Source organism: Polymorphum gilvum SL003B-26A1 (assembly GCF_000192745.1).
GTDB lineage: Bacteria > Pseudomonadota > Alphaproteobacteria > Rhizobiales > Stappiaceae > Polymorphum > Polymorphum gilvum.
Window position 1 is genome coordinate 1,465,888 of record NC_015259.1, and the last position, 24,239, is coordinate 1,490,126.

23 protein-coding genes, 1 other RNA gene and 1 pseudogene are annotated in these 24,239 nt (G+C 67.1%); 17 read left to right on the forward strand and 8 right to left on the reverse strand.

Annotated features, from left to right (window positions below; all coding sequences use genetic code 11):
• Positions 1 to 19: 19 nt before the first annotated feature.
• Positions 20 to 910: a 50S ribosomal protein L11 methyltransferase gene (locus SL003B_RS06885; protein ID WP_013652105.1), complete on the forward strand. Its 891-nt coding sequence runs from the start codon at positions 20 to 22 to the stop codon at positions 908 to 910.
• Between the two features lie 90 nt (positions 911 to 1,000).
• On the opposite strand, the gene SL003B_RS06890 is transcribed toward SL003B_RS06885, so the two are convergent.
• Entirely contained in the window at positions 1,001 to 1,225 is a 225-nt protein-coding gene (locus SL003B_RS06890) for a hypothetical protein (RefSeq protein ID WP_013652106.1), read from the reverse strand.
• Between the two features lie 235 nt (positions 1,226 to 1,460).
• Between SL003B_RS06890 and SL003B_RS06895 the strand changes: the two genes are divergently transcribed.
• Both SL003B_RS06895 and SL003B_RS06900 read left to right on the forward strand, forming a co-directional pair.
• Entirely contained in the window at positions 1,461 to 3,275 is a 1,815-nt protein-coding gene (locus tag SL003B_RS06895) for an aminopeptidase P family protein (protein ID WP_013652107.1), read from the forward strand.
• Positions 3,276 to 3,358: 83 nt separating this feature from the next.
• On the forward strand, positions 3,359 to 4,387 hold the full coding sequence (locus tag SL003B_RS06900; RefSeq protein ID WP_242390341.1) for a phytanoyl-CoA dioxygenase family protein: 1,029 nt from the start codon (positions 3,359 to 3,361) through the stop codon (positions 4,385 to 4,387).
• Between the two features lie 8 nt (positions 4,388 to 4,395).
• Here SL003B_RS06900 and SL003B_RS06905 read toward each other — a convergent pair whose 3' ends face one another.
• Complete coding sequence (locus SL003B_RS06905) at positions 4,396 to 6,039, reverse strand: chloride channel protein (RefSeq protein ID WP_013652109.1); 1,644 nt, start codon at positions 6,037 to 6,039, stop codon at positions 4,396 to 4,398.
• 131 nt (positions 6,040 to 6,170) lie between these two features.
• Entirely contained in the window at positions 6,171 to 6,665 is a 495-nt protein-coding gene (locus tag SL003B_RS06910) for a thioesterase family protein (protein ID WP_013652110.1), read from the reverse strand.
• Between the two features lie 156 nt (positions 6,666 to 6,821).
• Here SL003B_RS06910 and SL003B_RS06915 point away from each other — a divergent pair, with 156 nt between their 5' ends.
• Together SL003B_RS06915 and SL003B_RS06920 are read left to right on the forward strand one after the other, a co-directional pair.
• On the forward strand, positions 6,822 to 8,237 hold the full coding sequence (locus SL003B_RS06915; RefSeq protein WP_041375416.1) for an FAD-binding oxidoreductase: 1,416 nt from the start codon (positions 6,822 to 6,824) through the stop codon (positions 8,235 to 8,237).
• 109 nt (positions 8,238 to 8,346) lie between these two features.
• Positions 8,347 to 12,321, forward strand: a complete 3,975-nt coding sequence (locus SL003B_RS06920) for an AsmA family protein (protein ID WP_013652112.1) — start codon at positions 8,347 to 8,349, stop codon at positions 12,319 to 12,321.
• Between the two features lie 22 nt (positions 12,322 to 12,343).
• Here SL003B_RS06920 and SL003B_RS06925 read toward each other — a convergent pair whose 3' ends face one another.
• The 4 genes from SL003B_RS06925 to ssrA all read right to left on the reverse strand — a co-directional run bounded on the left by SL003B_RS06925 (position 12,344) and on the right by ssrA (position 13,881).
• The gene (locus SL003B_RS06925; RefSeq protein WP_013652113.1) at positions 12,344 to 12,565 is read right to left on the reverse strand and encodes a ribbon-helix-helix domain-containing protein; all 222 of its coding nucleotides are present in this window, start codon (positions 12,563 to 12,565) and stop codon (positions 12,344 to 12,346) included.
• Positions 12,562 to 12,762 (reverse strand): DUF4169 family protein, encoded by a 201-nt coding sequence (locus tag SL003B_RS06930; protein WP_041375417.1) that lies wholly within the window; start codon positions 12,760 to 12,762, stop codon positions 12,562 to 12,564. The genes SL003B_RS06925 and SL003B_RS06930 overlap by 4 nt, the downstream gene beginning before the upstream one ends.
• Before the next feature lie 23 nt (positions 12,763 to 12,785).
• Positions 12,786 to 13,394, reverse strand: coding sequence for an SspB family protein (locus SL003B_RS06935; RefSeq protein ID WP_013652114.1), 609 nt, complete (start codon positions 13,392 to 13,394; stop codon positions 12,786 to 12,788).
• 120 nt (positions 13,395 to 13,514) lie between these two features.
• Positions 13,515 to 13,881: a transfer-messenger RNA gene (ssrA, locus tag SL003B_RS22710) on the reverse strand.
• A gap of 290 nt (positions 13,882 to 14,171) precedes the next feature.
• On the opposite strand from ssrA, the gene SL003B_RS06940 reads away from it, so the two are divergent.
• The 6 genes and pseudogenes from SL003B_RS06940 (at position 14,172) to SL003B_RS06960 (ending at position 17,971) form a co-directional block, all read left to right on the forward strand.
• Positions 14,172 to 14,978, forward strand: a complete 807-nt coding sequence (locus SL003B_RS06940) for a thymidylate synthase (protein WP_041375418.1) — start codon at positions 14,172 to 14,174, stop codon at positions 14,976 to 14,978.
• 205 nt (positions 14,979 to 15,183) lie between these two features.
• Complete coding sequence (locus tag SL003B_RS06945) at positions 15,184 to 15,420, forward strand: type II toxin-antitoxin system ParD family antitoxin (protein WP_013652116.1); 237 nt, start codon at positions 15,184 to 15,186, stop codon at positions 15,418 to 15,420.
• Positions 15,421 to 15,422: 2 nt separating this feature from the next.
• Positions 15,423 to 15,713: a type II toxin-antitoxin system RelE/ParE family toxin gene (locus SL003B_RS06950; protein ID WP_013652117.1), complete on the forward strand. Its 291-nt coding sequence runs from the start codon at positions 15,423 to 15,425 to the stop codon at positions 15,711 to 15,713.
• A gap of 27 nt (positions 15,714 to 15,740) precedes the next feature.
• A pseudogene (locus tag SL003B_RS22715) lies at positions 15,741 to 15,860 on the forward strand (thymidylate synthase); the annotation flags it as partial.
• A 153-nt stretch (positions 15,861 to 16,013) separates the two neighbouring features.
• A complete protein-coding gene (locus SL003B_RS06955) occupies positions 16,014 to 16,586 on the forward strand; it encodes a TRAP transporter small permease subunit (RefSeq protein ID WP_013652118.1) in 573 nt (190 codons plus the stop codon).
• Positions 16,586 to 17,971 carry a TRAP transporter large permease gene (locus SL003B_RS06960; protein WP_013652119.1) on the forward strand — a complete coding sequence of 462 codons (1,386 nt, stop codon included), beginning with the start codon at positions 16,586 to 16,588 and terminating at the stop codon, positions 17,969 to 17,971. Before SL003B_RS06955 ends, SL003B_RS06960 begins: the two co-directional genes overlap by 1 nt.
• 292 nt (positions 17,972 to 18,263) lie before the next feature.
• On the opposite strand, the gene SL003B_RS06965 is transcribed toward SL003B_RS06960, so the two are convergent.
• A complete protein-coding gene (locus tag SL003B_RS06965) occupies positions 18,264 to 19,358 on the reverse strand; it encodes a TRAP transporter substrate-binding protein (protein WP_041375419.1) in 1,095 nt (364 codons plus the stop codon).
• Positions 19,359 to 19,684: 326 nt separating this feature from the next.
• On the opposite strand from SL003B_RS06965, the gene SL003B_RS06970 reads away from it, so the two are divergent.
• The 6 genes from SL003B_RS06970 (at position 19,685) to SL003B_RS06995 (ending at position 24,101) form a co-directional block, all read left to right on the forward strand.
• Complete coding sequence (locus SL003B_RS06970; RefSeq protein ID WP_049792560.1) at positions 19,685 to 20,236, forward strand: dihydrofolate reductase; 552 nt, start codon at positions 19,685 to 19,687, stop codon at positions 20,234 to 20,236.
• Between the two features lie 77 nt (positions 20,237 to 20,313).
• Positions 20,314 to 21,159 carry a universal stress protein gene (locus SL003B_RS06975; RefSeq protein ID WP_013652123.1) on the forward strand — a complete coding sequence of 282 codons (846 nt, stop codon included), beginning with the start codon at positions 20,314 to 20,316 and terminating at the stop codon, positions 21,157 to 21,159.
• Positions 21,160 to 21,175: 16 nt separating this feature from the next.
• Entirely contained in the window at positions 21,176 to 21,643 is a 468-nt protein-coding gene (locus tag SL003B_RS06980) for a GNAT family N-acetyltransferase (protein ID WP_013652124.1), read from the forward strand.
• Between the two features lie 195 nt (positions 21,644 to 21,838).
• A complete protein-coding gene (hflK, locus tag SL003B_RS06985) occupies positions 21,839 to 23,020 on the forward strand; it encodes an FtsH protease activity modulator HflK (RefSeq protein ID WP_013652125.1) in 1,182 nt (393 codons plus the stop codon).
• Positions 23,020 to 23,919 (forward strand): protease modulator HflC, encoded by a 900-nt coding sequence (gene hflC, locus SL003B_RS06990; protein WP_013652126.1) that lies wholly within the window; start codon positions 23,020 to 23,022, stop codon positions 23,917 to 23,919. Before hflK ends, hflC begins: the two co-directional genes overlap by 1 nt.
• Positions 23,916 to 24,101, forward strand: coding sequence for a DUF2065 domain-containing protein (locus tag SL003B_RS06995; RefSeq protein WP_013652127.1), 186 nt, complete (start codon positions 23,916 to 23,918; stop codon positions 24,099 to 24,101). Before hflC ends, SL003B_RS06995 begins: the two co-directional genes overlap by 4 nt.
• Positions 24,102 to 24,239 lie beyond the last annotated feature (138 nt).

Here is a 24,239-nt window from a genome sequence, read left to right on the forward strand (position 1 = left end):
CTGCAGATCAGAGGATCCTATGCACACGGTCAGAGTCCGCGTCACCGCCGAAGAGCTTGAAGCGAAAAGGATTTATGCCATCGCCGAGGCGGCGTTCGAGGATGAGGGCAATCCGGTGACGGTCTACGAGGCATCCCATGACGGCCTGATCTGGGCCGTCGAGATCCTGTTCTTCGGCCTGGAACTGGACGCCGCAGTGGCCGAACTGAAGAACCGCCTCGGCGCCGACGCGTTCGCCGCGCCGGTCGAGGCGGAGGTCCTCGCCGACATAAACTGGGTGGAAAAGAGCCTGGAGGGGCTGGCGCCGGTCGCGGCCGGCCGGTTCGTCGTGCACGGCGGCCACGACCGCGACAAGGTACCAGGCGGCGCCATCGGCATCGAGATCGAGGCGGCGCTGGCGTTCGGGACCGGGCATCACGGCACGACGGAAGGCTGCCTGCGCGAGATCGACCGGCTGCTGGCGCGCCGGCGCTATGCGAACATTCTAGACCTGGGCACGGGGACTGGCGTGCTCGCCATTGCGGCCGCCAAACTGGCGCGGCAGCGGGTCTTCGCGACCGACATCGATCCGGTTGCGACGCGCACGGCACGCGAAAATGCGAGGCTGAACGGCGTTTCGACGCTGGTACGGACCTTCACCGTGCCCGGGGTCGATCACCGCCTGTTCGCGGAACTCGGGCCGTTCGATCTGGTCATCGCCAACATTCTCGCCCGGCCGTTGATGCAGATGGCCAAGGCGATCGCACGCCGGATGACGCCTCAAGCCACGCTGGTGCTGTCAGGATTGAGGGTCGAGGACGGGCCGCGCATCGTCTTCGCCTATGGAACGCAGGGGTTCCGGCTCGTGCGCCGATGGGAAAAGGATGGCTGGCTGACGCTCACGCTGGTCAAGGGAGCGGGCGGGGCCTGATCTGAGGTCGCTCTTGGGCAGCGGACCTGTCAGGCCGAAAGAGGGGCCAGCGGCGGCTATAGCCGCCGCGGATCTTCTGCTTGGAAAGGCTCAGAACTGGCTGCCGGCAGAGCCCTGGCGCTCGAGTTCGGCGCGGTCGTAGCCGTAGGAGGCGAGCGTCGCGTCGTCGAGGGACAGCAGATAACCGTTCACGTAGCGGCGGGCCTGCTTCTCGCGAGCCGAGACCATGTGCTCGAAGGCGCGGCGGAAGAAGCCGCCAGAGGGACGGCCGGTTTCGGCGACGAGGCCGGTCGACGTCATGGTAGAGATAGCCATCTCGGATCTCCGTTTTGGAAGGTTGGCAGGGGGTTCACCCCTTCGTTGTCGTCCCGAATATGTTGCCGCTGCGGCGATCGGAAAAGACCTCTATGTGCATGCCTGTCCTGCGTTTTTTGCATGTGCGAAATATCATTGCTGCAATGCGGTGTGAAACGGAATATTCACGATGTTTTCCTGGGCGCAGATCCGAATGACCGTTGATCGTTCCAGTCGTCCGGACTAGCTTCGAGCGATGTTCCAGACCTTCGACGACATCACCGATCCGGCCTGCGGCGCGCCGCGAATTGCGGCATTGCGTGCCGAATTGTCCCGACGCGGCCTAGACGGTTTTCTCGTTCCGCGCGCGGATGCCCACCAGGGCGAATACGTGCCGCCCTGCGACAGCAGACTGCACTGGCTGACCGGTTTCGGCGGATCGGCCGGCATCGCGATCGTCCTGGCCGACCGGGCGGCGATCTTCGTCGACGGCCGCTACACGCTGCAGGTGCGCGAGCAGGTCGACACGGATGTCTTCGAGCCGCAGCATCTGATCGACGAGCCGCCGACGACCTGGTTGGCCATGCATCTCGAGCAGGGCATGAGGCTCGGCTACGATCCGATGCTTCATACCGTGAACGGCGTCCGGCGCCTGAAAGCGGCGTGCGAAAAGGCCGGAGCGGACCTGGTGGCGGTTGCGGACAACCCCGTCGATGCCGCGTGGCTGGATCGGCCGGCGCCGCCCGTGGGCGCCGTCAGCCTGTATCCGATCAGCTTGGCCGGGGAAGCGGCGGCCGACAAGATCGCTCGGATCTCTGCCGCCGTGACCGAGTCCTCGGCCGATGCCGCAGTGCTGACCCAGCCCGATTCGATTGCCTGGCTGTTCAACATCCGCGGCTCGGACGTCAGTCATACGCCGCTGCCGCTGTCCTTTGCGATTGTTCGCCGCGACCGCAAGCCTGCGCTGTTCATTGACGGCCGGAAGCTTTCGAACTCCGTCCGCGACACTTTGTCGAACCTCGCCGAGATCGGAGAGCCGGCCGGCTTCCTGCCGGCCCTGAAGGATCTCGGCAGCCAGGGAAGCGCGGTGCTGATCGATCCGGACCTCGCCGGCCAGGCGATTGCGGATCAGATCGTTGCCGGCGGCGGGCGTGTGGTCGAGGGGGCGGACCCCGTCCTGCTGCCCAAGGCGGTCAAGAACGAGGTGGAGATCGCCGGTGCCCGCGCGGCGCATCTGCGCGATGCGGTCGCCTATGTCCGCTTCCTGCACTGGTTCGACCTGACGGCCCCGGCCGGAGACCTCGACGAGATCGGCGCCGCACAGGCACTCGAAAGATTCAGGCTCGAGACCGGCGCGCTCAAGGACATCTCGTTCGACACGATCTCGGGCGCGGGGCCGAACGGCGCCATCTGCCACTACCGGGTCAACCGGCAGAGCAACCGGAAGATCCCGGTCGGCAGGCCGTTCCTGATCGATTCGGGCGGACAATATGAGGATGGGACCACGGACATCACCCGGACCCTCGCTGTCGGGCCGATGAGCGACGAGATGAAGCGCCATTTCACCCTGGTGCTCAAGGGGCATATCGCCATCGCGACGGCGCGTTTCCCCGTCGGGACGACCGGTGCCCAACTCGACACGCTGGCGCGGATCGCGTTATGGAAGGCCGGCTTGGACTTCGATCACGGCACCGGTCACGGCGTCGGCGTCTACCTGTCGGTGCACGAAGGGCCGCAGCGGATCGCCAAGACTGGCACCGTCCCGCTCAAGCCGGGGATGATCCTGTCCAACGAGCCCGGCTACTATCCGGCCGGACGCTACGGCATCCGCATCGAGAACCTGGAGGTTGTGACCGGCCCCTTCGAGGTCGACGGCGGCGAACGCCCGATGCTCGGCTTCGAGACCCTGACGCTCGCGCCGATCGACACGCGGCTGGTCGACGCCAGCTTGCTGACCGGGGAAGAGCGCGCCTGGCTGAATGCCTATCACCGGCGGGTGTTGACCACCGTCGGACCGCTCCTCGACGAGGAGGCAGGTCGCTGGCTCGAGGTCGCAACGCAACCGATCTGACATCGCTGGGCCGTCTTGCCCGGTGCTCCCCATGATGATTAATTGCGGGCACGCACATCGATGGGGTCTCGGCCATGCGCGCAATGGATTTTCTGAAATCGCCGCTCTGGGCTTTCGAACTGGCCACCGGAGCGAAGTCGTTCGTGGACAACCCGATCATCGGCAGCCGCTGGCTGAACGAGCACGGGCTGCATGAGAAACGGCTGCTGCTGGCCGAGCGGATGGCCGACTTCCGCCGCAGCCTCCTCAAGCGCATGGTTTCCGCCGAGCATGCCGAAGCCTATGCGCGCGACGGCTATGTGATCGTCCGCGACGTCCTGCCGCCCGAGGACTTCGAGCGGCTGAAGCACGAGGTCGAGGATAACGAGTTCTCTGCTCAGGAGATGCTTCAGGGCCATACGGTAACGCGCTTCACCCCGATCACCCGGAAGATGCTGCGCGACCTGCCGGAGTTCGGCGCGCTGGTCACCGGCCCTCTGTTCCAGGGCCTGCTGCGCTACGTCGGTTCCTGGAACGCCGATCCAATCACCTTCCTGCACACGGTTTTTGCCGAACCCGACCGCGGCGAGCGTGATCCGCAGACGGTGTTCCACTCCGACACGTTCCAGCCGACATCCAAGTGCTGGTACTTCCTGACGGATGTCGCCGAGGACGGCGGACCCTTCACCTATGTGCCCGGATCCCACCGCATGACGCCGCAGCGGCTGGCCTGGGAGCGCGCCAAGGCGATTGCGGCCTCGACGGAGGGACGATCGATGCATGCGCTCGGCTCGTTCCGCATTTCCGACGAGGAACTGGCCGATCTCGGGTACCGGGAGCCGGTCAAGGTTGCCGTCCCGGCCAACACGCTGGTGGTCGCAGACACCCACGGCTTTCATGCCCGTGGCGTGAGCACCAGGCCGACGATCCGGCTTGGCATTTACGGCTCCTTGCGGCGCAACCCGTTCCTTCCCTGGCCGGGACTGGATCCCTTCTCCCTGCCCGGACTGCGCTGGCGGCAGGCGGAGATCCACGATGCCATCAACGCCTGGAAGATGCGCACCGGCCGGCCGACGGGTCAGCCCGGTGTCGGCAAGGTGAGGCCGCTCGATCCGCCGCGCCGCTGGCAATGACGGTCGGTTCAGCGGTGCTCCTCTTCCGCAGCCTTGATCAGCGCGGAGTTGAAGTAGCTCAGGGCACGAACATGATGGGCATGGCCGACGACGCGCGCCGGATCCGCGCGCAGGACGACGGGCAGGCGCGTCGCTCCGCTCTCGTCGAAGGTTCGCAGCGCCGTCTCGAGCGTGTCCGTGGTGTAGAGCACGACCGGCTTGTGGCCGGGCTCAGGGACTTCTAGCGCCTCCGGCATGTCCAGCCGCTGCATGAAATCCTCGACGTGGACGGTGCGGATCAGGTAGCGGTGCGCGCCGTCCTGCAGGACCACGCCACGCATCTCCAGCTGCCAGTGGAAGAACGAACGGCCATGGATCGCCTGGGTGATGCCGGTGGCGATCGACACGCACAGGAGCAGGGCGATCGACAGCGCGTAGCCGCCGGTCAGTTCGAACACGATCATCGTCGTCGAAATCGGAGCTCCGATCACCGCCGCTGTCACCGCCCCCATGCCCAGGATGGCATAGAGGCCGTGGCTGGAGGCCATGTCGGGGAAGGCCGAGGCGGCGATCAGGCCGAAGGCGCCGCCGGTCATGGCGCCAAGGTAGACGGACGGCGAGAAGATGCCGCCGCCGAAGCGGGAGGCGAGCGTGATGGCCGTGGCGAGTGTCTTGGCGACGAGCAGGGCCAGCATGATGGAGATCGACAGCTGCTGTTTGAGCGCCGCGTCGGTCGCCTCGTAGCCGACGCCGAGCACTTCCGGGAAAGCGATGCCGATGGCGCCGACGGCGAGCCCGCCGAGGACCGGACGGAACCACAGCGGCATGGAGATGTTGCGCGCGATCCAGTCCGATCCGATCAGGGCGAACTGGAACAGGATGGCAACGGCCGCACAGGTGATGCCGAGCAGGGCGAAGGCCGGGAACTCCCAATAGGAGGTGATCTGGTAGTCCGGGATGATGAAGGCGGCGGTGTCGCCGAACCACAGCCGCGACAGCAGCGTGCCGGCCGCCGAGGCGATCACGATCGGCACGAAGGCGGACAGGGCATAGTGGCCGAGGACGACCTCGTGGGCGAACAGGGCGCCGGCGATAGGCGCGTTGAAGGAGGCCGACACGGCGCTGGCGACGCCGCATGCGAGCAGCGTCCGGCGGGCCGAGTCGGGCAGCCGGAAAGTCTGGCACAGCGCGGCGCCGATGGTCGCGCCGAGATGCACCATGGGGCCTTCTCGGCCGGCGCTTGCGCCGCTGCCGAGCGACAGGACGGTGATCGCCGCCGACGACATGCCGGGCCAGAACGGCAGTCCGCGACCGCCCTGGGCGCGCGCCTCGATGACGTCGGCAACGCCGCCGACGCGCTGCTTGGCCTGGAGCTTTTCCAGCATCAGGCCGACGATCAGGCCGCCGGTCGCAGGCGCCAGCAGAATGACCCACCACGGGATTGCGCCTGCCGCGCTTGCCACCTGCTCCGACATGGTGCCGAGCCACGGCAATTGGACGAGACCGATGGCGGTTCGAAACGCAACCGCAGCAACGGCGACGAGCAAGCCAATGACAAGGGACAGTGCCCAGACGACCGGCAGGCGGGCGGCGGCGAACATCTTCAGGTTCGGCGCGATCCAGCTTTTCACGATCTTCGGCAACTGGAGGGCGGTGGCGAGGATGATGCGCATCGGCAGTCGTCGGCGGTTGGAACTTCAGGCAGGGAATCCCAGTCACTAACGCACGGAATGGCCGGCCATCGAAGAGCCGCCGGGCGCCAATTCGGGGTTCTCCAAGGGAAATAGAGGTCCAGGCGGTGCCGTCACGCCTTGCGCGCGATGCCGATGCTGCGCCCGGCCCGCCGGGGTCGGTCGAGAACGGCGTGATGGGCGGCCATCGCCGCCAGCGCCGCACGGATGTCGTCGGGCCAGGGCGCGACCTTTCGCGCTGTCATGTCGACATGCAGCAGCAACTGCTCGGAGGTGGCCGACAGGAAGCCGTCGTCGGCGTGGCACAGTTCCTGGAACACATGCAGCCGCTTGTCGTCCCAGTCGAGCACCTGGACGCTCGCCACCACAGGGTCGCCCTCATGCAGTTCGCGCAGGTAGCAGACGTGCGCCTCGGCGGTGAAATAGGACGCGCCGCGGGTCCTGACATAGTCCGGACCGAGCCCGATCGCCAGGAAGGCCTGATCGACGGCGGTGTCGAACAGGACGTTGTAATAGGCCATGTTGAGGTGGCCGTTGTAGTCGATCCAATCCGGTTTCACGGTCATGACCGTGCTGCGGAAGGGCGCCTCGTACGGTTCCTGACGCATGTTCCGGCTGCTCCTTTGACGGTCTCGACACGGTCGTCGGCAATCTTTGCATCAGGCCGGGCGAATGAGAAGCCTTTGGCGCGGCGTAGGGATTTGCTACGGTGCCGGCAGGGATGAAACCTGCTCGAACCACGAGACGAAAAAGGGATTTTGCCGATGTCGCCTGCGGCCCTTCACATGCACCTGACCAGGAACGAACCGGGCATCGAGGTTGCCGTCGGCATCCTGGCCCAGCGGTTCGGCGAGCGTTTCGCAAGCTCCCGCGCGATCCGCGAACAGCATGGCCACACGACCACCTGGCTGCCGAATCAGGCCCCCGACGGCGTGGTCTTCGCCGACAGCACGGAGGAGGTGGTCGAGATCGTCCGGATCTGTGCACAGCACAAGGTGCCGATCATTCCGTTCGGGACCGGTTCGTCGCTCGAAGGCCATGTCAACGCGCCGGCCGGAGGCATCTCGATCGACGTGTCGCGGATGAACCGGGTGCTCAAGGTGCATGCCGAAGACCTCGACTGCGTCGTCCAGCCTGGCATCACCCGCAAGCAGCTCAACGAATTCCTGCGCGACACGGGCCTGTTCTTCCCGATCGACCCGGGGGCCGATGCCAGCGTCGGCGGCATGGCGGCGACCAGGGCTTCGGGCACCAATGCGGTCCGCTACGGCACCATGAAGGACAACGTCCTGGCGCTGACCGCGGTCATGGCGGATGGCTCGGTCGTGCATACCGGCACGCGTGCCAAGAAGTCGTCGGCCGGCTACGATCTGACCCGGCTGCTGGTAGGCTCGGAAGGCACGCTCGGCATCATCACCGAACTGACGCTGAAGCTGCACGGCATTCCGGAAGCGATCGCGGGCGGCGTGTGTCCGTTCCCGGATGTGGAAAGCGCCTGCAACGCGGTGATCCTGACCATCCAGAGCGGCATTCCGGTGGCGCGCATGGAACTTGCCGACACGCTCCAGGTCAAGGCCTGCAACGCCTATTCCAAACTCGACCTGCAGGAAACGCCGACGCTGTTCCTGGAGTTTCACGGCACCACTGCCGGTGTGCGGGAACAATCGGAACTGTTCAGTGCCATCGCTGCGGATTGCGGCGGCGGCGAATTCGTGTGGACGGACAAGGCCGAGGACCGCACGAAACTGTGGCAGGCCCGGCACGATGCCTACTGGGCGGTGCTCGGCCTGCGTCCGGGGTCAAAGGCGGTCGCGACCGACGTCTGCGTGCCGATCTCGCGGCTTGCCGAATGCGTGGAGGAAACCCGCCGGGACATCGAGGCGACGGGCCTGATCGCTCCGATGGTCGGCCATGTCGGTGACGGCAATTTCCATGTCTCGATCCTGGTGGATCCGGACAACGCCGAGGAAAAGGCAACCGCCGAAGCCTTCATCGAACGGCTGAACTGGCGCGCGATCGACATGGAGGGCACGTGCACCGGAGAACATGGCGTCGGGCAGGGCAAGATGAAATATCTCAAGCGCGAGCACGGCGAGGCCCTGTCGGTCATGCGGGCGATCAAGACGGCGCTGGATCCCGACAACATCATGAACCCGGGCAAGATCGTGCCGGCTTCATGAGAAACCTCTTGAAACCGGGGGGCAAAGCCAACCAAATGCAGTCCGGGCGCATGAGGGGGCGGGACCGGAAAGGAGATAGACGCTGAATTCGGTCTATATCTCAGCGGGCGTGGCTGTCATCCTGGCGCTGGTCGCAGCGCTTGTCGGTCCCTTGTTTGTCGACTGGACAGCCTATCGTTCCACCTTCGAGCGCTATGCGCAGGAGGCGCTCGGGCACAGGGTGACCGTTCTCGGCAAGGCCGACATCAGCCTTCTTCCGGCGCCCACAGTGACCTTCACCGATGTTCGCGTCGGCGAAGCGGAGGACCCGCTGCTGGTCGTATCCCGCTTCGAAATGCGCGTCGAACTGCCGCCCCTGCTGAAAGGGGAAATCCAGGTCACCGAGATGCGCTTGGAACGGCCGCATCTGAGGCTTTCCCTGGACGAGGCGGGGCGTCTCGACTGGCTGACCTCCCGGTCCGCCTCCGACGTCTTGTCCGGTCGCGATCCGAAGACCGTCATGTTCGAGCACATCGAGATCGATGACGGCATCGTCGCGCTCGTCGACGCACGCGATGGCTCCGTGCACCGGCTGGAAAAGGCCAATCTGCTGATCAGCGCCCGCTCCCTGAACGGTCCCTACAAGATCGATGGTACCGTCAGTCATCTTCAGAAACCCTATTCGCTGCGCGTGGCGACCGGAGAACGGCTTGCGGACGGCAAGATCCGTGTGAAAGCGGACGTCGTTCCGTCGACGACGCCGATGGAACTGACGATCGACGGAAACCTGTCGCAGGAGGCCGGGGCACCGGCCTTTACCGGCAGGTTCTCCGTCGCATCGGTGACGGCGGCTACGGAGCCCGATATCGCCTGGCGTGCCGAAGGCGAGGTCGAACTGGGCATTTCGCGGCTTTCCTTCCCGGCCTTTGAGTTCCGCTACGGACCGGAAGACCGGCTTGTGACGCTGAGCGGGCAGGGGCACGCAGATTTGATCGGAGCGCGGCGCTTCGAGATCCGCGCGAGCGCCAAGCAGATCGATCTGGACCGCATCTACGGCAAGGGACCGCAGGAGCCGGTATCGCTCGGACAGGCCGGGGGGCAGCTGCTCGCCGGCCTCGGGGCGATCGCGATCCCGTCGGTGCCAGGGGTCATTTCGTTCGATGTCCCGGCGGTCGTGATCGGCGGCGGCATCGTCCAGAGCGTTCGCCTCGACCTCGAGACGGCGGTCGCGGGCTGGCGTGTCGCACGCGCGGCGGCGCGCCTTCCTGGACGGACGGTGATCGCGACGCAGGGCGATCTCGCCCTTGATCCGGGGCTGACCTACACCGGGACCGTGTCCCTGTCCTCCGACCAGCCGGGAGCGTTCCTGTCTTGGTGGCGGCACGAGGCCAAGGCGGCACAGGCGGTTGCGCCGGTGCGTCTGGACGGCCGGCTGACACTCGTCCCGGACGGTTTCGCGTTCAGCGAAATGAACTTCGATCTTGCCGGGGAGAAGGGGGCCGGTTCGGTCACCTACCAGAAAAATCGCAGCGGTCGCTCGGTGGCGGAGCTCAGCCTGGAGGCCAATCGCCTGGATCTCGACCAGATCGAGATGTTCTCGGCCCTGTTCGGCGACCCTTCAGGCGCCTTCGGACTCGATTTGGCGAGCCTGGACGTCTCCTTGCGGATTCTCGCCCGGGAAATGACGGTCCGGGGCGTGGAAGGCCGGCAGGTAGCGCTGGAGGCGGCGCTTTCTGAGGAAAGATTGCGGATCGAGAACCTGTCGGCCGAGGATTTCGCCGGCGCGCAGATCGCGGCGCGCGGCGCCATCGATGATCCCTTCGCCGCACCGTCGGGAACGTTGACCGCATCGTTGACCGCGGACTCCCTCCAGGGTGTGGCGACTCTGCTGGAAACGGCCTATCCCGACAGCGTGCTGGCCAAGCGGTTCGCGAGCGCTGCCGACCATCTCGTTCCGGCCACCCTGGAAGCCCGCTTCCAGGCGTCGGCAACCGGCGATACCAGCACGGGCGCGATCACCCTCAGCGGCGAGGCAGGCGGCGTCGCACTCGCCTGGGAAGCCGAACTTGCGGGACGTGTCGACGCCTGGCGCGAGGCGGACATCGGATCGACACTTTCGGTCGACGGCGAGGACGCTGCGCAGATCCTGCGGCAACTGGGCTTCGAGGTGATGCCGGCCGCGGATCTGGGGCCGGGATCCCTTGCGGTCACGCTGACGGGTCGTGCCGGCGACGGACTGACCCTGCATCTAAGCGCCGAAGCCGGCGGCGGACGCCTCGGCGCCGAGGGCGAGCTTTTCCTGCCCGACGGAAAGCCCTTGCGCTATCGCGCTTCGGTCGATGCGGAAGCCGCGGATCTCGCGCCCTTCGCCCTGCTGGGTGGGCATGTGCTTCCTGTCCTGTCGGGCGACATCGGTGCTGCCGTGCGGTTCGACATCGAGGGGGAGGGGACGCAGGTCCGCATGACCGACCTTTCCGGCAGGATCGCGGAGGCCGACGTGTCGGGGACGTTGACCGGCGATCTCGCCATTTCCCCAGCGACCGGAACGCGGCGGCTTGACGGCGCCATGGCGGTCTCGTCCCTGGATATGCGCGACCTGTCCGAAGTCCTTCTCGGCGCAGATCAATGGGCTTCGGCAGGCGATACCAGGGGGGCATGGCCGGTCGCTCCCTTCGGCGCACCGTTGCTGGAAACGATCGACCTGACCATCGACCTTGAGGCCGGACAGCTTGTCGTCGATGAGGCGACCCGGCTTGAGTCCGTCACTGGCCGGGTGCGTTTGCGACCGGGTCTGCTGCGGTTCGACACGTTGCGCGGCCGCTATGCCGGGGGTGTCCTGGCAGCCCAGGCGGCGCTGACCCGGGCGGGAGGCGAAGCCGGCCTGTCGGGCACGATCAAGCTGACCGGCGCGAGGCTGGAGGAGCTTGCGTGGGCGCGGAGCGGCCGGCCGGTCGCGACCGGCGACATGGATGCCTTCGTCGAGTTCCAGACCTCCGGCCGGTCGATTTCGGCCATGGTGTCCGGCCTGTCCGGCGGGGGGACGGTTGCCGTGCGCGACGGCGCCATCCGCGGTCTCAACCCGGAGGCGTTCGCCCTGGTTATCCGGGCCGCTGACGCCGGACTCGAGCTTCAGGACGACCGGATCCGCGACGTGTTCGCCAGCCATCTGGACGTCGGTACGCTGCCCTTCCAAAGCCTGGACGCAGCGTTGAGCCTGGTGGCTGGACGGCTCGGAGCGCGGAATGTCACGCTCGACTCTCGAGACGCGGCGTTGTTCGGATCGGCCCAGATCAACCTCAACGACTGGACCCTGGAAAGCGATCTGTCCCTGCGGGTCGATCCGGGTACCGACACCGTAGCCGGCGCCGAACCTCAGGTGGCGATCCTGTTTTCGGGGCCGATCGACGCGCCCGCGCGGCGCATCGACATCACGCCCTTCACTGCGTATCTGACCTTGCGGGCCTTCGAGCAGGAGGTCGAGCGGGTCGAGAAGCTGCAGGCGGAAATCCTGGAACGGGACCGACTGGTGCGTGAGCTCAAGCGCCTGCGCGAGGTTGCGGCTTTGCGGCAGCGCGATGCCGAGGAGGCCCGAAAGCCCCAGGACGCCGGCGATGCTGCCGGAGACGACGGCTCCGCCGGGGCACCTGTGCCAGGCGGTGTCCAGCCGGAGGATGCACCCGGGCAGCAGGATGCCGTCCCGGCGGACGCCGGCACCCATCCATCGGCTGGAGAGGAACCCGGAGCCGCGCCGGTTCCGGCGGAGCCAGAGGCTCCCGGAGACGCACCGCGGGCGCGCGAGCCCTCGTTCGAGGATCGCATCCGCCAGTTGATCGAGGAGCAGACCGGCAGCCTCGAGCCTGCGCAGAATGGGTCGTCCCTGCCGCCGCTCGAGCCCGGTGTCGTCGTGGACGAGCGCGCGCCGGTCGGTACCGCCGCCGATGGGAGCGCGACGGCGGTCGGGCCGCCGCAGGATCTGCGCAGCCCGGCGCCGCCGCAGCAGGCCGGTGGGCGAAGGCCGGATGTACGTACACCGCCACTGCAGAACAAGGCGCCGCGGTTCGTGACCATGCCGAACGGCGTGGTGGTGACCTTTCCGGCCGAATGAGGCCTGGCGCGGTTGCGCGCCCTCAGGTCCGGGCGGCCCGGCGCAGGGTGCGGATGACCCAGACGCGCACGGCCGAGGACAGGGCCTGCTCGGGCGGGCGCTCGCCATCGATCGCATCGACGACGCTGGCGAGCGATGCCTTGCGGGATCGTGCAGTTTCATCAAGGACTTGCCAGAACTCAGGCTCCAACGCCAGGCTGGTTCTGTGGCCTTTCAGCGTGAGCGAGCGCTTGACCAGGCTCATGTCGAGGAACGGGATGGATCGTCCTCGCGCCTGTGGCCGTCGAGGCTCTTGCGGGCCTTGTCCGCGAGCGCCTCGTCGAGCTTGCGATCGGCCTTGGGGCGGCCGTGGAGGCGGCGGTTTTCCTCCGCAGCGACCTCCCGGGCCCTGCGGTTGCGCTGCTTGCGCGCCTGGCGGAGATTGACGATATCCGCGCCCATGATCCGCTCTCCTGGCCCTGCCGTCAGGTCTTCTTGCGGAACGCGTCGAGCGAGACGACTTCGCCGCCAGCCTCCGAAGCCTTTGGCGTGGCTTCCTTTTCGCCTTTCGCAACGTCCGCCTTGGTGGGCGCGGCGTCGCGCTTGGACTTGCGCGGCGTCTTGTTGGCGGCGGGAGCCTTGTCCGCGTCCCTGACAAGGTCGCGGGCGGCCGACGCCTCGACGTCGGCCAGTTCGCCGACCGCCTCGAGCAGGTCTTCGGGCAGTTCTTCGGCGGTCTTGCCGGGCTCGAATTCGAGTGCGAACTGGACCGACGGGTCGAAGAAACCCTTGATGGCGCTGAAGGGGATGAGCAGCTTTTCCGGCACGCCGCCGAACGACAGGCCGACCTCGAAGGCGTGTTCGCCGATCGCCAGATCCCAGAACTGGTGCTGCAAAACGATCGTCATTTCAGAGGGATAGCGCTCCCTGATGCGCGACGAGATGCGCACGCCGGGGGCGGTCGTGTCGAAGGCAATGTAGAAATGGTGATCGCCGGGCAGACCGGTGCGGGCGACTTCGGCGAGGATCTTCTTCACCGCGCCGCGCAGGGCGTCCTGGACGAGGATGTCGTATCGCAGAAGGTCTTCGGCCATGGTCGTGTTCCGGCGGAATCAATCGAGGATAACCCGAACGCACCTTGGCCCGTGGGAGCGAAAAAGAAAAGACCCCAAAGCGGCTTGGCGTCCCGCGCGTCCCGGTCCCCGCAGGGATAAGGTGGAGGCTTCTGTTGCCAGGTGCCTCCGGACCCCGCCTGCCGGTGCTACCCGGAAGGACTTTGGTGGACTACCCGCACCGCATTACGCGGCGAGAGCGACGTCCGAAGCATAGTTGTCGTTGGCAACTATAAGGATGGCCCGATATCGGTGGTACCATGCCGAGCGAAAGCGCAGTCTTTACACCCTCGTCGATCCTGTTTCGCCCCCGCCAAAGCCCATGAAATCAAAGAGTTTTTCATGGGCTTGGGTGGAGGCGCCGGGTACCGCCCCCGGGTCCGAAAGGCTTATTCCACTGACCATTTATCGCCGTAGCCGGCAAGCCGGCAGGACGAATATAGGAGTTCGGTCGGGCTTTGCAAAGGGGCAAATCGGGCCGTCCCACTTCTCTCCCGAAGCCCTCCGGCATCCCTCCGACATCCCTCCGGCATCCCTCCGGCCTCCTGCCGGAGATCTGCCGGCCTTGTGCCGGTAGCCTGCCGACGCGCTGCGCTCATGGAGCGGATGCCGGCAGGCGGGCCGGCAACGGTGGAAAGACCGTCCGGACGGCTGGCGGGGGGCGAGTGGAATCGGCATCCTGTCCGCCCAGACGGGTCACGGATCCCGACCGGCCATCCCGACCGGGCATCATCGACCACCAGCGAACGGGACGACGTTGTGCAGCAGTATCTCGACCTCATGCAGAAGATCCTCGACGAGGGCACCGACCGCGGCGACCGCACCGGCACCGGCACGCGCTCGATCTTCGGCCACCAGATGCGCTTCGACCTCGCCGCGGGCTTCCCGCTGGTGACGACCAAGAAGCTGCACCTCAAGTCGATCATCCACGAACTGCTGTGGTTCCTCGCCGGCGACACCAACATCGGCTATCTCAACCGGCACGGCGTGAAGATCTGGGACGACTGGGCCGACGAGCATGGCGAACTCGGCCCGGTCTATGGCGCGCAGTGGCGCTCCTGGCCGGCCCCGACGCCCGAAGATGGCGGGCGGACCATCGACCAGATCGCGACCGTGCTCCGGATGATCCGCGAGACGCCGGAAAGCCGCCGGCTGATCGTCTCGGCCTGGAACCCGGCACTGGTCGACGCCATGGCGCTGCCGCCCTGCCACGCGCTGTTCCAGTTCTACGTCGCGGAGGGGCGGCTGTCGTGCCAGCTCTACCAGCGCTCGGCCGACGTGTTCCTCGGCGTGCCGTTCAACATCGCCTCCTACGCGCTCCTGACCATGATGGTGGCGCAGGTCACCGGCCTGAAGCCGGGCCATTTCGTGCATACCTTCGGCGACGCGCATCTCTACGCCAACCATTTTGCCCAAGCGCGCGAACAGCTGACGCGCGAACCGCGACCGCTGCCGACCATGACGCTCAATCCGGCGGTCACCGACCTGTTCGCCTTCACCTACGAGGACTTCACGCTGTCGGGCTACGATCCCCATCCGCACATCAAGGCGCCGATCGCGGTGTGAGGGCGGCGAAGGGAGGCGCATGACCTTTTTGGTCGGGGCCGGACGACTGCTCCCCTGCGTCTCACCGACCGGTCCGCGTGCGCGGCGTTACCGAGTTCCAATTGCGGCGCACAAGCCGCGACCTGACCAGCGCGAGCAGTGCCATCGACGGCTGGCCTTCCGGTTTTACCAAAATTTGGTATTCTGCCTTCAGACGGAGAGCACAATGGCGCGCAACACCTCGATTTCCCTAGGCGATCATTTCGCCGATTTCGTCGATCAAAGGGTCAAGACCGGGCGCTACGGCAGCGCGAGCGACGTGGTGCGGGCGGGACTGCGCCTGCTTGAAGAGCACGAAACACGGATGGACGCCCTCAGGGCAGCCCTGGAGGCCGGCGAAGCGTCCGGCGAGCCGAAGGATTTCGATTTCGACACATTTCTCGCCCACAAGACGAGCGACTAGGTATGCGGCGGATCCAGTTCTCGCCGGCAGCGGAAGCGGATCTCGATGCCATCTGGGCTTATACTCTCGGGCAATGGGGCGAAGCGCAGGCGATCCGATATTTCCGCGACATGCAGGCGACTTGCGCGGGTCTGGCATCCGGGACGCTTTCCGGGCGGTCCGTCGATGATGTTCGACCCGGATATTTCAAGGCTGCTTTCGGAGCCCATCTGCTCTTCTACCGCCTCACGGAAGAGGCCCTGGTCGTGATCCGGGTCCTGCACCAGAGGATGGATGTCGCCCGTCACCTATGATCGCGCCGGCAGGCCAAACCCGCCAGACCGCTGCCGACCATGACGCTCAATCCGGCGGTCACCGACCTGTTCGCCTTCACCTACGAGGACTTCACGCTGTCGGGCTACGATCCCCATCCGCACATCAAGGCGCCGATCGCGGTGTGAGGGCGGCGAAGGGGGCGCATGCACCTTTGGGCGGGGCCGGATCGACGGTCGCCTTGCGTTTTGTCGACCGGGCGGACAGGAATCGGTTGCCGGGACCGCTCTGTTTGTGCCATGTCCGGCGCACATTTGACCGACAAGGGGACCAGGCGCGTGATGACCCTGATCGCGGCGATCATCCGCCTCATAAGCGGGATCAACAACTTGCTGGGGCGGATCTTTTCCTGGCTGGCGCTCGGCATCGTGCTGGTGTGCTTCACGGTGGTGGTGCTGCGCTACGCCTTCGCGACCAGTTTCGTTTGGATGCAGGACCTCTACATCTGGCTGAACGGCGCGATGTTCACCGCCGTCGCCGGCTTCGCGCTGCTGCGCGACGACCATGTGCGGGTCGACATCTTCTACCGTCCGGCCAGCGACCGGCAGAAGGCGGTGATCGACGCGATCGGCGTGGTCGTCTTCCTGCTGCCCTTCACCTGGATCGTCTATCGCTACTCGATGCCGTTCGTGACCCGGGCCTGGGGTTACTACGAGGCGTCGGCGAATGTCGGCGGCATGCCCGGGCTGTTCATCCTGAAGTCCTTCATCATCGGTTTCGCGGTGCTGGTCGCACTGCAGGGGGTGGCCATGCTGCTGCGTTCGGTACTGGTGCTCGGCGGGCGGCAGGACCTGGTGCCGGCGGCGATGCGATACGGCCGCAAGGCGGATGACCTGGCGGAGGCTGCACGCTGATGGATCCCGTCCTGATCGGCGAGCTCCTGTCGGGGCTCATGTTCTTCGGCATCATTGCCTTCCTGATTCTGGGCTTTCCGGTGGCCTTCACGCTCGCCGGCGTGTCGCTGTTGTTCGGTCTCGTCGGCATGTGGTTCGGCGTGTTCGACCCGTCGAACCTGGGCAGCCTGCCCAACCGCTACATCGGCTTCATGACCAACGAGGTGCTGGTGGCGGTGCCGCTGTTCATCTTCATGGGCGTGATGCTGGAGCGGTCCAAGATCGCCGAGCAGTTGCTGCTGACCATGGGCAAGCTGTTCGGCAACATGCGCGGCGGTCTCGGCCTGTCGGTGATCGTGGTCGGCGCGATGCTGGCGGCCTCGACCGGCGTGGTCGGCGCGACGGTGGTCACGATGGGCCTGATCTCGCTGCCGGCGATGCTGCGTGCCGGCTACGACCCCAAACTGGCGTCCGGCGTGATCTGCGCCTCCGGCACGCTCGGCCAGATCATCCCGCCGTCGACGGTGCTGATCTTCATGGGCGACATGCTGTCGGGCATCAACTCGCAGGTGCAGATGGCCAAGGGCAATTTCGCCCCCGTGCCGGTGTCGGTCGGCGACCTGTTCGCCGGCGCGCTTCTGCCGGGCCTGATGCTGGTCGGCCTCTACACGCTGTGGACCCTGTTCAAGGCGGTCACCGACCCGGCGTCCTGCCCGGCGACGCCGGTGCCGGAGGCGGAGAAGGCGGGGCTGTGGAAGGAGGTCGCCGTCGCGCTGGTGCCGCCGCTGCTGCTGATCGTCTCGGTGCTCGGCTCCATCCTCGGCGGCATCGCCACGCCGACGGAAGCCGCCTCGGTCGGCGCGGTCGGCGCGATCGTGCTGGCCGCGCTGCGCTGGCGGCTCACCTATGCGATCCTGCGCGAGACGGTGATCGCGACGGCGACGATCACCTCGATGGTGTTCATCATCCTGTTCGGCGCCTCGGTGTTCTCGATCGTGTTCCGCCTGATGGGCGGCGACAACCTGGTGCACGAGTTCCTGTCCAGCCTGCCGGGCGGCACGCTGACCGCGGTGGCACTGGTCATGCTGATCATGTTCCTGCTCGGCTTCATCCTGGACACGTTCGAGATCATCTTCATCGTGATCCCGATCACCGCGCCGATCCTGCTGGCGCTCGACGTCGATCCGGTGTGGCTCGGCGTGCTGGTCGGCGTCAACCTGCAGACATCGTTCCTGACGCCGCCGTTCGGCTTCGCGCTGTTCTACCTGCGCGGCGTCGCCCCGGCCAGCCTGTCGACGCTGGCGATCTACAAGGGCGTGATCCCGTTCGTGCTGCTGCAACTGGTCGCGATCGGGTTGCTGTTCGCGTTCCCGCAGATCGTCACCTGGCTGCCCAAGGTGCTGTGAGCGGGCGAACCAATCGACTGGACGAAAAAGCCCGGCGCATGCGCCGGGCTTCAGACTGCTGACACGTCTCCAAACACGTTATCCCGCACGCAGCGAAGCGCGGATGCGGGATCGGCGAGCCGGGGCCTCTCGGTCTGCTTTATCGAGACCATCGACATCATCGACATCGTGGCTCTCCGGTTCCGGCTCGCAGCTCACGCTTGGCCGGAATGACACCGGAGAGGTTGCGGGTGTGTCGACACGCTAAGCCCGGGCTTGCGCCCGGGCTTTTCGTTTCGCGTCCGACGAAAGGTCAGATCTTGAAGTACTTCTCGCGCGCGGTGACGAAGGCGCCGTCGGTCTTTTCCGAGCGGGTGCGGACGATGTTGAGCGCGGCGATGAAGCTTTCCGTGGTCTTCTTGGTCAGCGCATCGCCGGAGTCGCGCAACTCGGCCATGATTTCCATGGCGGCCTTGGCGCCGGCCTCCAGGATCTCCTCGGGGAACTCGCGGACATTGACGCCGTGGTCGTTGACCAGGGTCTGCAGAGCACGCGGGTCGTTGGCGTAGAAGTCAGAGGCGACCTGGTCGTACTCGGCCTGGCAGACGTCGCGCACGAGCGCCTGCAGGTCGGCCGGCAGCGCCTGGTACTTGGCCTTGTCGACGACCAGTTCGGTCGCCAGACCCGGCTCGACGAAGCTCGGGAAGTAGTAGTTCTTCGCGACCTGGTAGAAGCCGAGGGCGAGGTCGTTGTAGGGGCCGACGAACTCGGCCGCGTCCAGCGCGCCCGACTGCAGGGCCTGGAAGATCTCGCCAGCGGCCATGTTGGTCACCGTGGCGCCGAGCTTTTCCCACACGCGACCGCCGAGGCCGGGGGTGCGGAAGCGGATGCCCTTGACGGAGTCGAGGCCGGTCAGTTCGTTGCGGAACCAGCCGCCGGCCTGGGTGCCGGTGTCGCCGGACAGGAAGCCCTGCACGCCGAACTGGTCGTAGATCTCATCCCAGATCTCCTGGCCGCCCATGTAGCGCACCCAGGCGGCGAGCTCGCGCGAGGTCATGCCGTAGGGTACACCAGTGAAGAAGGACAGCGCGGCGCTCTTGTTCTGCCAGTAATAGGCGGCGCCATGCGACATTTCCGCCGAGCCGCCGATGACGGCATCGAGCGACTGCAGCGGCGGCACCAGTTCGCCGGCCGAATAGACCTGGATGGTCAGGCGGCCGCCGGAGGCGGCGGTGATGCGGTCGGCGAGGCGCTGGGCACCGACGCCGAGGCCGGGGAAGTTCTTCGGCCAGGTGGTGACCATGCGCCAGGTGATCTTGTCCTGGGCAATCGCCGGAGCGGCGAGGGCCGCGGTCGCGGCGCCGGCACCGAGCGCCGCGGATGTCCTGATGAACGAGCGTCTATCCATGAAACTTACCTCCCAAGTATGCGGGGTTCTTGTCGTTTCGGTTCCTGCGCCGCGCAAGTCGCCGCGCAGGTCGAAGCCGGAAAAAAGCACCTGCGCCGGACGTTGTCCAGTTCCAAGCTCACGCAGGTTTCAGGAAAAGGGAATGTGCCGCAACGACCTACTGAAAAATGCCGGAGCCGCCACGGCGGTCGGCAGGGCGAGCCGGGCTGCCGCGTCCACCGATTTGTGCAGCCTCGGACTACACCGGCGGCGGGCGATCCCCTAAGGTCCGGGCTTGCGTGCGGAAGCGCCCGCGCGTTCCCGTCCAGCCTCGCGAGGTCCCTGCCTTGGCGTCCAGTTCCGCCCGCCTCCGCCCGCAGATCGTCATCGTCGCCGCCGTTGCCGAGAACGGCGTGATCGGGGCGGACAACGACATGCCCTGGCACCTGCCGTCGGACCTCAGGCACTTCAAGACGATCACGCTTGGAAAGCCGGTGGTGATGGGCCGCAAGACGTTCGAATCGCTCGGCCGGCCGCTGCCGGGACGCCCGAATATCGTCATCTCGCGCCAGCCCGCCTATGCGCCCGAGGGCGTCGAGGTGGCTGGCTCGCTTGCGGACGCGCTGGCGCGGGCGGCGGACCTGGCCGCAGATCTCGGCGCCGACGAGATCGTCGTCATGGGCGGCGGGCAGATCTATGCCGAGGCGATGGCACTCGCCGACCGGCTGGAGATCACCGAGGTGCGCGCGCGGCCGGAGGGCGACACGCGCTTTCCGGCCATCGACCGGGACGTGTGGCAGGAGACGGCGCGGGTGGAGGGCGTGCGCGGCGAGAAGGACAGCGCCTGCTTCTGCCACGTCACCTGGCGGCGGAAGGATATCCCCGCGCCGGCGCAATGAGGTAGAAGGGTGCAAAGGCGCGTTGCGCGCGGCCGAGGCTTCGGAGATCGCGCCCCGCGCGGGCGGAGGAGGACCCCATGTCGTTCAAGACACTGCTTGCCGTCGTCGACGGCGCCGCGGCCGATACGCTGGAGCTTGCGCCGGCGGTCGGGCTGGCCCGCGCGCTCGACGCGCATCTGTCGGTGCTGGTGGTCGGCGAGGTGCCGCCGCTGCCGTTCTACGGCTACGGCGGCCAAGGCTACGCACAGATCTGGCTGGAGGAGAGCGAGCGGCGCGAGGCACGGCTGAAGGCGGCCGGCGCGGCGGTCGAGGCGCGGCTCGCGTGCGAGGGACTGTCGTTCGATGTGCGCCCGCGCCTGGCGATCGCCGAGCGGGAAGACAACCTGGTCGCCCGCCATGCGATCTATGCCGACCTGGTCGTGCTGCTGCGGGCGGTCGCCGGCGATCTGGGCGGCGTCGAGTACCAGGTCGTCGACGGGGCGCTGTTCGATTCCGGCCGGCCGGTGCTGGTGGTGCCGGCGGGCATCGGCGACAGGCCGATCGGGCGGCGTGTCATGGTCGCCTGGAACTCGCGGCGCACGGCGGCGCGCGCGCTTGCCGACGCGCTGCCGCTGCTGCTGCGGGCGGAGGAGGTGACGCTGGTGCTGGTCGATCCGGTGAGCGGGCCGGAGAACCACGGCGACGATCCCGGCGCCGATATGGCGCTGGTGCTGGCCCGCCACGGGCTCAAGGTGACGGTGACGCCGGTGCCCTCGGGCGGCAAGCCGGCGGGCGAGGCGCTGCTTGCGACCGCAGAGGACATCGGCGCGGACCTGATCGTCATGGGCGCCTACGAGCATTCGCGCCTGCGCGAGGCGATCCTCGGCGGCACGACCCGCGCCATGCTGGAACGGACCGGCATCCCGCTGTTCCTGGCGCATTGACGCGATGGCGGGGGCGATGGCGGAGAGCGCGTTCACGGGTGTCTGGCGTCGGTTCGACCAACTGTCGGTGGCCGAACTCCATGCGCTGCTGAAGCTCCGGGTCGACGTGTTCGTGGTCGAACAGGCCTGCCCTTACCGGGAGATTGACGGCCTGGATCCGCAGGCCGAGCACTATCTGCTGCGCGATGCCGACGGCGCCCTGGCCGGCTGCCTGCGCCTGTTCGCCCCGGGCGTAAACGGGCCGCAGGCGCGGCTGGGGCGGATCGTGGTGGCGCCGCAGCGGCGCGGCCTCAAGCTCGGGCACCAGCTGGTTGCGGAGGGCATCGCCCGGGCGCGGGCGCTCCATCCGGGCTGCGCCATCGCCTTGTCGGCGCAGGCGCATCTCGAGGACTTCTATGCCGGGCACGGATTCGCCGCCGTCTCGCCGCCCTATCTGGAAGACGGCATCGCGCATGTCGATATGCTGCTCGGTGGCGCCGATTGACGCCGGGACGGCCTTGACAGACCGGCCGCGCCGACCCACCTGCGCAGCCAGCGCACTGCGACGGGAGGAAGCGGGCGGCGCCGGTCGGGTTTCGTTGAAAGCGGCCGGTAACTTCCCTATAACCCCCAGCAAGCGAAAACACGCGGGTTCAATCAGGCGACCGGATCTGCCGGCGCCCCGAGGAAGGAAGTCTTGATGCCTTGGAGCAACCAGAGTGGCGGAGGCGGCGGCTGGAAGGGCGGCGGAAACACCGGCGGGCCCTGGGGCGGCGGCGGTGGCGGCAGCGGCGGACCCTGGGGCGGCGGCCCGAGCCGGGGCGGCGGCACGCCACCCGACCTTGAGGAACTGCTGAAGCGCACCCAGGACCGGATGAAGACGGTGCTGCCCGGCGGCGGCGGCAACCTCGGCGCCAAGGGCATGCTGCTGGCCGGCGTGGTGGTCGTCGGCGTGTGGATGCTGACCGGCCTGTACCGGGTCGAGCAGGGTCAGGTCGGCGTCGAACTGGTGTTCGGTCAGGTCAGCGACCAGACCGCGCCGGGCCTGAACTACAACTGGCCCTATCCGATCGGCGAGGTCTATACGCCCGACGTCGAGCGGCAGCGCGAAATGACCGTCGGCATGGAGGAATTCGTCTCCGGATCGAGCGTGCGCTCGCGCGACGTGCCCGAGGAAAGCCTCATGCTGACCGGCGACGAGAACATCGTCGACGTCGACTTTAAGGTCCAGTGGCGCATCCAGAACACTCGCGAGGGCGTCGCCAACTTCCTGTTCAACATCCAGAACCCGGAAGGCACCGTGAAGGCGGTCGCCGAAAGCGCCATGCGCGAGGTGGTCGGCGAGTCCAACATCGACGCGATCCTGACCGAGAACCGCGCGCCGATCCAGATCGCCGTGCAGGAGCTGATGCAGTCGACGCTGGACACCTATCGGGCCGGCATCGAGATCACCCAGGTGCAGATGCAGAAGGTCGATCCGCCTCAGCAGGTCATCGACGCGTTCCGCGACGTGCAGGCGGCGCGTGCGGACCAGGAGCGCATCCAGAACGAGGCGCAGACCTACGCCAACCGGATCGTGCCGGAAGCGCGCGGCGAGGCGGCGCGGGTGATGGAAGCGGCGAGCGCCTATCGCGACCAGACGATCGCCGAGGCGACCGGTCAGGCGCAGCGCTTCACCAAGATCTTCGACGAATACAGGAAGGCGCCCGACGTGACGCGCGAGCGGCTCTATCTCGAAACGATCGAAAAGGTCCTGGGCAGCAACTCCAAGATCATCATCGACAGCCAGGGCAGCCAGGGTGTGGTGCCGTACCTGCCGCTCAACGAGCTGACCGGACGGACGCAGACGCCGGCGGCGACCCGCACCGGAGGAGCCCAGTGATGAAGAACGGTATCCTCGGCGTCGTCGCCATCCTGCTCGCCGCCGCAGCCTTCGCGGTCTACATGGCGATGTTCATCGTCAACCCGACCCAGCAGGCGCTGGTGCTGCAGTTCGGCAAGATCATCCGCGTGGCGCAGGAGCCCGGGCTGCACTTCAAGATCCCGCTGGTGCAGAACGTCGTCTTCTTCGACAAGCGCATCCTCGACCTGGACATGCCGCCGCTGGAGGCGATCGCCTCCGACAAGAAGCGCCTCGTGGTGGACGCCTTCGCGCGCTACCGCATCCAGGACCCGGTGCTGTTCTTCCAGCGCGTCAACAACATCCGCGAGGCGAACCAGCGCCTGTCGACCTTCCTGCAGTCGTCGCTGCGCACGGAACTCGGCCGGGCCTCGTTCACGGCCGTGGTGCGCGACGACCGGTCGGCGCTGATGGACAGCATCCGCCGCGACGTCGGCACCAGCGCCGCTGCGCTCGGCATCGAGGTGGTCGACGTGAAGATCCGCCGCGCGGACCTGCCGGAGGCCAACAGCCAGGCGGTGTTCTCGCGCATGCAGACCGAGCGCCAGCGCGAGGCGACCGAAATCCGCGCCCAGGGCGAGGAGCAGGCCCGCCGCATCCGCTCGCGCGCGGACCGTGACGCAACCGTGCTGGTCGCCGAGGCCCGGCGCGACGCGGAAATCATCCGAGGTGACGGCGATGCGGAACGCAACCGCATCTTCGCCGAGGCCTTCGGGGCGGACCCGGACTTCTTCGCCTTCTACCGCTCGATGCAGGCCTACGAGACCGGCTTCAAGGACGGCGGAACGAGCCTGGTGCTGTCGCCGGATTCGAACTTCTTCCGCTATTTCAACGATCCGGCGGGTCTTTACAACCGGCCCACGGCATCGCCCGCTCAATGAGCGACTTCCTGACCGCCGTCGGGCTGGTGCTGGCGCTGGAGGGGACCCTCTACGCGCTGGCGCCCGGCGGCATGAAGAACGTCATGCGCAGCGCCCTGCAGATGCCGGACCAGATGCTGCGCATGGCGGGCCTCGCAGCGCTTGCCGTCGGGGTCTTCCTGGTCTGGCTGATCCGCGGCTGACGGGCGCCGCGCGCTTGCCGGCGCCGCGTCACGAAAGCGTGGAAAAAGGGCTGCATGTCGTGCACCCTTGCGCGTGTATCCAGGCGGCGGAATGCCGCGCCCGATGGGATGGCCCGACGGGATGGAAGGAGACCGGCC

Bases quoted from the DNA above. Each gene is read 5' to 3' on its own strand.
- SL003B_RS06885 (WP_013652105.1), top strand. From the start codon at position 20: ATGCACACGGTCAGAGTCCGCGTCACCGCCGAAGAGCTTGAAGCGAAA.
- SL003B_RS06890 (WP_013652106.1), bottom strand. From the start codon at position 1,225: ATGGCTATCTCTACCATGACGTCGACCGGCCTCGTCGCCGAAACCGGC.
- SL003B_RS06895 (WP_013652107.1), top strand. From the start codon at position 1,461: ATGTTCCAGACCTTCGACGACATCACCGATCCGGCCTGCGGCGCGCCG.
- SL003B_RS06900 (WP_242390341.1), top strand. From the start codon at position 3,359: ATGGATTTTCTGAAATCGCCGCTCTGGGCTTTCGAACTGGCCACCGGA.
- SL003B_RS06905 (WP_013652109.1), bottom strand. From the start codon at position 6,039: ATGCGCATCATCCTCGCCACCGCCCTCCAGTTGCCGAAGATCGTGAAA.
- SL003B_RS06910 (WP_013652110.1), bottom strand. From the start codon at position 6,665: ATGCGTCAGGAACCGTACGAGGCGCCCTTCCGCAGCACGGTCATGACC.
- SL003B_RS06915 (WP_041375416.1), top strand. From the start codon at position 6,822: ATGTCGCCTGCGGCCCTTCACATGCACCTGACCAGGAACGAACCGGGC.
- SL003B_RS06925 (WP_013652113.1), bottom strand. From the start codon at position 12,565: ATGAGCCTGGTCAAGCGCTCGCTCACGCTGAAAGGCCACAGAACCAGC.
- SL003B_RS06930 (WP_041375417.1), bottom strand. From the start codon at position 12,762: ATGGGCGCGGATATCGTCAATCTCCGCCAGGCGCGCAAGCAGCGCAAC.
- SL003B_RS06935 (WP_013652114.1), bottom strand. From the start codon at position 13,394: ATGGCCGAAGACCTTCTGCGATACGACATCCTCGTCCAGGACGCCCTG.
- SL003B_RS06945 (WP_013652116.1), top strand. From the start codon at position 15,184: ATGGCGCGCAACACCTCGATTTCCCTAGGCGATCATTTCGCCGATTTC.
- SL003B_RS06950 (WP_013652117.1), top strand. From the start codon at position 15,423: ATGCGGCGGATCCAGTTCTCGCCGGCAGCGGAAGCGGATCTCGATGCC.
- SL003B_RS06955 (WP_013652118.1), top strand. From the start codon at position 16,014: ATGACCCTGATCGCGGCGATCATCCGCCTCATAAGCGGGATCAACAAC.
- SL003B_RS06960 (WP_013652119.1), top strand. From the start codon at position 16,586: ATGGATCCCGTCCTGATCGGCGAGCTCCTGTCGGGGCTCATGTTCTTC.
- SL003B_RS06965 (WP_041375419.1), bottom strand. From the start codon at position 19,358: ATGGATAGACGCTCGTTCATCAGGACATCCGCGGCGCTCGGTGCCGGC.
- SL003B_RS06975 (WP_013652123.1), top strand. From the start codon at position 20,314: ATGTCGTTCAAGACACTGCTTGCCGTCGTCGACGGCGCCGCGGCCGAT.
- SL003B_RS06980 (WP_013652124.1), top strand. From the start codon at position 21,176: ATGGCGGAGAGCGCGTTCACGGGTGTCTGGCGTCGGTTCGACCAACTG.
- hflK (WP_013652125.1), top strand. From the start codon at position 21,839: ATGCCTTGGAGCAACCAGAGTGGCGGAGGCGGCGGCTGGAAGGGCGGC.
- hflC (WP_013652126.1), top strand. From the start codon at position 23,020: ATGAAGAACGGTATCCTCGGCGTCGTCGCCATCCTGCTCGCCGCCGCA.
- SL003B_RS06995 (WP_013652127.1), top strand. From the start codon at position 23,916: ATGAGCGACTTCCTGACCGCCGTCGGGCTGGTGCTGGCGCTGGAGGGG.